Source organism: Clostridium sp. CAG:43, from assembly GCF_000434655.1.
Taxonomy (GTDB): domain Bacteria; phylum Bacillota; class Clostridia; order Lachnospirales; family Lachnospiraceae; genus Otoolea; species Otoolea fessa.
The window spans coordinates 24,071-29,802 of sequence record NZ_FR895105.1 but is presented as its reverse complement, the minus strand read 5'-3'; the positions used below and the strand labels follow the sequence as shown (position 1 = coordinate 29,802).

Annotated in this window: 2 protein-coding genes; both read right to left on the bottom strand. The window is 49.9% G+C overall.

The annotated features are described in order from the left end of the window. Positions 1–206: 206 nt before the first annotated feature. Positions 207–1,748, bottom strand: a complete 1,542-nt coding sequence (gene guaA, locus QVO97_RS09850; protein WP_117796206.1) for a glutamine-hydrolyzing GMP synthase — start codon at positions 1,746–1,748, stop codon at positions 207–209. A 667-nt stretch (positions 1,749–2,415) separates the two neighbouring features. After that, a complete protein-coding gene (gene uvrA, locus QVO97_RS09845; protein WP_022360159.1) occupies positions 2,416–5,268 on the bottom strand; it encodes an excinuclease ABC subunit UvrA in 2,853 nt (950 codons plus the stop codon). Positions 5,269–5,732: the final 464 nt, after the last annotated feature.

Below are 5,732 nucleotides of genomic sequence, written 5' to 3'. Positions count from 1 at the left end.
TAAGGGCTTAGTTTATAATATGGAATTTGTTCAGAGCCAAGCTCCGAACTTTAGTCTGCAAGCCACCTGTTAATTGTTCCGTTACCCATAAACCACTGGATAACAAGAATAATGGCACTTGCTATGACTGTTATCAATTTGTTATCAAAAGACTAATCGAAATCGCTGAAACCCGCATAAACACTGGCTTTTTTAAGCAACTCGATTTATTCAAACTCAATCGTAGCCGGCGGTTTCCCCGTACAATCATACAGTACGCGGTTTACACCTTTTACCTCATTGACAATTCGGCTTGTGACTTTTCCAAGTACTTCCCACGGAAGTTCTGCGGATTCTGCGGTCATGAAGTCGGATGTGAGGACGGCACGAAGTGCGATGGCATAGTCATAGGTTCTGACATCGCCCATGCAGCCTACGGAACGCATATTGGTCAGGGCTGCGAAGTACTGACCGAGTGTGCGATCGATACCTGCTTTTGCGATCTCCTCGCGGTAGATAGCGTCTGCATCCTGTACGATGCGTACCTTCTCTGCGGTTACCTCACCGATGATACGAACGCCAAGTCCCGGACCCGGGAACGGCTGACGGTATACCAGATTTTCCGGAATACCAAGCTCCAGACCGGCGCGGCGGACCTCATCTTTAAACAGCATACGCAGCGGCTCGATGATCTCCTTGAAATCTACGTGTTCCGGAAGTCCGCCTACATTGTGGTGGGACTTGATAACAGCGGATTTTCCAAGACCGGACTCAATCACATCCGGGTAAATCGTACCCTGTACGAAGTAATCTACTTTGCCAATCTTCTTTGCTTCTTCCTCAAATACGCGGATGAACTCTTCGCCGATGATCTTACGCTTGCGCTCCGGATCGGTTACACCTGCCAGCTTGTCGTAGAAACGCTGCTGTGCATTGACACGGATGAAGTTCAGCTTGTACGGACCGTTCGGACCAAATACTGCCTCTACCTCGTCACCCTCGTTTTTACGAAGCAGACCGTGATCGACGAATACGCAGGTCAGCTGGTCGCCGATCGCTTTCGCCATCAGGACGCCTGCTACGGAAGAGTCTACACCGCCGGACAGAGCCAGAAGGGCACGACCATTTCCTACTTTTTTACGGATTTCTTCGATGGATTTCTCTACGAACGCATCCATCTTCCAGTCACCTGCACAATGGCAGACACTGTATACGAAGTTATGCAGCATCTTGGAGCCTTCCTGTGTATGAAGTACCTCCGGATGTGCCTGGATGCCGTACCAGCCTTTTTCTTCATTTTCCATACCTGCAATCGGGCAGACCGGAGTATGGGCTGTCACACGGAAACCTTCCGGCATCTTGGAAATATAGTCAGTATGGCTCATCCAGCATATGGTCTTCGGGGATACACCCTCATACAGCTTAGATGTTGTGTCTACCTCTACCTCAGTCTTTCCGTATTCGCTGACCGGTGCTGTGGCAACCTCGCCACCTAACAGATAGGACATCAGCTGTGCGCCATAGCAGATACCCAGTACCGGGATTCCCAGATCAAAGATTTCCTTTGAACATCTCGGAGATTCCTCCTTGTATACACTGTTCGGTCCGCCGGTGAAAATGATACCCTTCGGGTTCATCTCTTTGATTTTTTCCAGCGGCAGGGTGTAAGGATGAACCTCACAATATACGTTACACTCTCTTACTCTTCTGGCAATCAACTGATTGTACTGTCCGCCAAAGTCCAGTACAATGATCATCTCTTTCTCCACGAGTATTCCTCCTATAATTTTATGCTGCGATCCGTACTTCATCAACTTGTAGCTTCGAATCAACTTCCAGGATTTATGGTCACACGCTTGCACAACATGTGAACTGTAACAGTCATACTGCTGCCGCAGGTAATCACTCCGTTCCAGCCCCATCGCCGCCAATCGAAAAATAACCGGTCGCAATCTGTTCAGCAGCTATACCACGTTCTCTTCCTGTCAATTCCTGTAACTTTTATTATAAAATACCCGGCAATTAAAGACAAGCCATTTTTACGGTATTTTCAGGCACTTTTTCCAGAAAAATGCTTTTCGATTCAATTCAAGTCGAACATCCGTGAGACTTGGCGCGTGATTCTGGTCAGCGAAGCATCGGCAAAATCCGCTATCAGTATGATATCGTACGGAATTTTCAGTGCAGAAAATTCCTATCCACAAGTAAAAATGCATATTCTATGCAGAATCACTGCGCATCATCGCGGAGCGTTTACCTCAATCGGAGACCTAACTCCCACTGAGACAAATTTGTTATTACTCGCCACCTAAAGAGGTGGGGCTTCTCAACTGAGAGCAAAGGATGAGAATTATTATACTATTTGCATTGTGCAGATATGCACACCCTGCACTTTCATCTCGGTAATTGAATCGCCGAGGATTCCCGCTTATTGTCCTAAACATTTAAATATTTCTTCACATACTTCCCCGTATACGATCCCGGCGTCGCTGCCACCTCTTCCGGTGTTCCTTTCGCAATCACGGTTCCGCCGCCCTCGCCGCCTTCCGGTCCGATGTCGATCAGGTAGTCAGCAGTTTTGATGACATCCAGGTTATGCTCAATGACAACCACGGTATTTCCACCATCCGACAAACGTCTTAATATCTCAATCAGACGGTGTACATCGGCAAAATGAAGTCCCGTAGTCGGTTCGTCCAGAATATAGATCGTCTTGCCGGTTCCACGCTTGCTCAGCTCCGTCGCCAGCTTGATTCGCTGTGCCTCACCGCCGGACAGCTCGGTGGACGGCTGTCCCAGGCGGATATAGGAAAGTCCTACATCGTAGAGTGTCGCAATCTTCCGGTGTATGGAGGGCACATTTTCGAAGAATTTCATCGCCTCCTCGACCGTCATATTGAGGACATCATAGATGCTTTTCCCTTTATATTTGACCTCCAGCGTTTCCCGGTTATAGCGCTTGCCGCCGCAGACCTCACACGGCACATAGATATCCGGCAGGAAATGCATCTCGATCTTGATGATGCCGTCGCCGGAGCACGCCTCACAGCGCCCGCCTTTTTTATTGAAGCTGAAACGTCCTTTATTGTAGCCTTTTGCCTTGGCATCCGTAGATGCCGCAAACAGATCCCGGATCAGATCAAATGCCCCCGTATAGGTTGCCGGATTGGAACGCGGCGTCCGCCCGATCGGAGACTGGTCGATCGCGATAATCTTATCGAGCTGCTCGACGCCCTCGATGGATTTATGTTTTCCCGGAATCGTGTGTGCTCGGTTCAGCTTCTTTGCCAGCGCTTTATAAAGAATCTCATTGACAAGTGAGCTCTTTCCCGAACCGGAAACGCCGGTGACGCAGGTCATCACGCCCAGCGGGAATTTGACGTCGATATTTTTAAGATTATTTTCTGCTGCGCCTTTCACCGTCAGCCAGCCGGCTGGTTTTCTCCGCTCGGACGGCACCGGAATCTGAATGCGCCCGCTCAAATATGCGCCGGTGATCGATTTTTCATTTTTCATGATCTCTTCCGCTGTGCCTATCGCCACGACCTCGCCGCCGTGTTCGCCCGCGCCCGGACCGATGTCCACGATACAGTCTGCCGCGCGCATCGTATCCTCGTCATGCTCAACCACCAGAACTGAATTTCCCAGATCCCGCAGGTGTTTCAGGGTATCCAGAAGCTTGTCGTTGTCCCGCTGGTGAAGTCCGATACTCGGCTCGTCCAGAATATATGCCACACCGACCAGACCGGAGCCGATCTGGGTTGCCAGACGGATTCGCTGCGCCTCGCCGCCGGACAGCGTGCCAGTCGCACGCGACAGGGAAAGGTATTCCAGACCGACATTGATAAGGAAGCTGATCCTCGCCCGAATCTCTTTCAAAATCGGCGCACCAATCGCCTGCTGCATCGGCGTCAGCTCCAGCGCATCGATAAATTCGCGGAATTTGACGATCGACATATCGGTCGCCTCGAAAATATTTTTCCCGCCAACCGTGACTGCCAGAGATTCCTTCTTTAATCGCTGCCCCTTGCAGGCTGGACACGGCGTGATCCGCATAAATGTCTCATATTCCGCCTTCATTGAATCAGAGAACGTCTCACGGTATTTGCGGTTCATGCTCTGAATCAGCCCCTCAAAGGCAATATCATAAATTCCCTCGCCACGCTGTCCACGGTAATACACCTTCACAATCTTGCCGCCGGTTCCGTAAATTAAAATATCATGGATCTCCTTCGGATAATCTTCAAACGGGGTATCCAGACTGAAATCGTATTCTTTTGCCAATGCATTTAAGATCGCGCCGGAAAAGCTCGTTTTGTCCGTGCAGGACTGCCATCCCATCGCCGTGATCGCACCCTGATTGATGCTCAGGCTCTTGTCTGGAATCATCAGATCCTCGTCAAACTCCATCTTATATCCCAGACCGAAGCAGTCCGGGCACGCACCAAATGGGTTGTTGAAAGAGAAGCTGCGCGGCTCGACCTCATCCACGCTGATACCGCAGTCCGGGCAGGAAAAATTCTGGCTGAACGTCAGGGTATCGTGCTTTTCTTCGCCGTTTTCATCCCGCACCGCCGTATCGGTCAGCATCAGACCATTGGAGAGACCCATGACCGTTTCAATCGAATCCGAAAGGCGTTTCTCAATCCCCGGCTTGACCACCAGGCGATCGACCACAATCTCAATATTGTGCTTGATATTTTTATCCAGCGTGATCTCCTCGGAAAGCTCGTATAAGCTGCCGTCCACCCGCACACGGACATAGCCGCTCTTCTTTGCCTGCTCCAGCACTTTCTCGTGGCGTCCTTTCCGCCCGCGCACGACCGGGGCAAGAAGCTGGATCTTCGTGCGCTCTGGCAGCGCCATGATCTGGTCAACCATCTGATCGACCGTCTGACGGCGGATCTCACGACCGCACTTCGGGCAATGCGGAATACCGATCCGTGCGTACAAAAGACGCATATAATCATAGATCTCCGTCACTGTGCCGACCGTCGAACGCGGATTCCGGTTCGTCGATTTCTGGTCGATAGAGATCGCCGGGGACAAGCCCTCGATGCTCTCGACGTCCGGCTTTTCCATCTGACCTAAGAACTGACGCGCATAGGACGACAGGGACTCCATATACCGCCGCTGCCCTTCGGCATAGATCGTGTCAAATGCCAGAGATGATTTACCCGAACCAGAAAGTCCGGTCAGGACGACCAGCTCGTTTCTCGGAATATCAATGGAAATGTTTTTCAGATTGTGCTCATTGGCACCTCGTATCTTTATATATTGCTTCGCCATATCTGTACCTCAATTATCATTGACTCTGCTCTGTTTTATCATGTCGCTGCTGACTTATTTTATAGTCATTATAGTCACAGTCTTCCCTGTAATTATGCTTAGTATAACACATTCCAATAGTCTTTGCAAACATTTGTTCTGTTTGATAAAATTGAATCAGCTAAACATAGAGATTCCTTAGGAATAGAAGTCAAACTTTTCATCAATTCTAATACAAAAAGGGCACCTCCGCCCGACTCCAAACCTAGCATGGAGACCAGACAAAAATACCCTTTCGCCCTATTTCATTTTTTCACGCATTCATTTTATTTCACGATTTTTCGTTCCCCGAAGATACACCAGCCAGTACCCGCCTCCAATCACCAGCATCCCGCCGATCATATTTCCGATCGTAGCCGGAATCAGATTATTGAGAATAAAGGTTCCGATCGTCAGCCCTTCCGCTGCCAGACCGTACTCGCCCA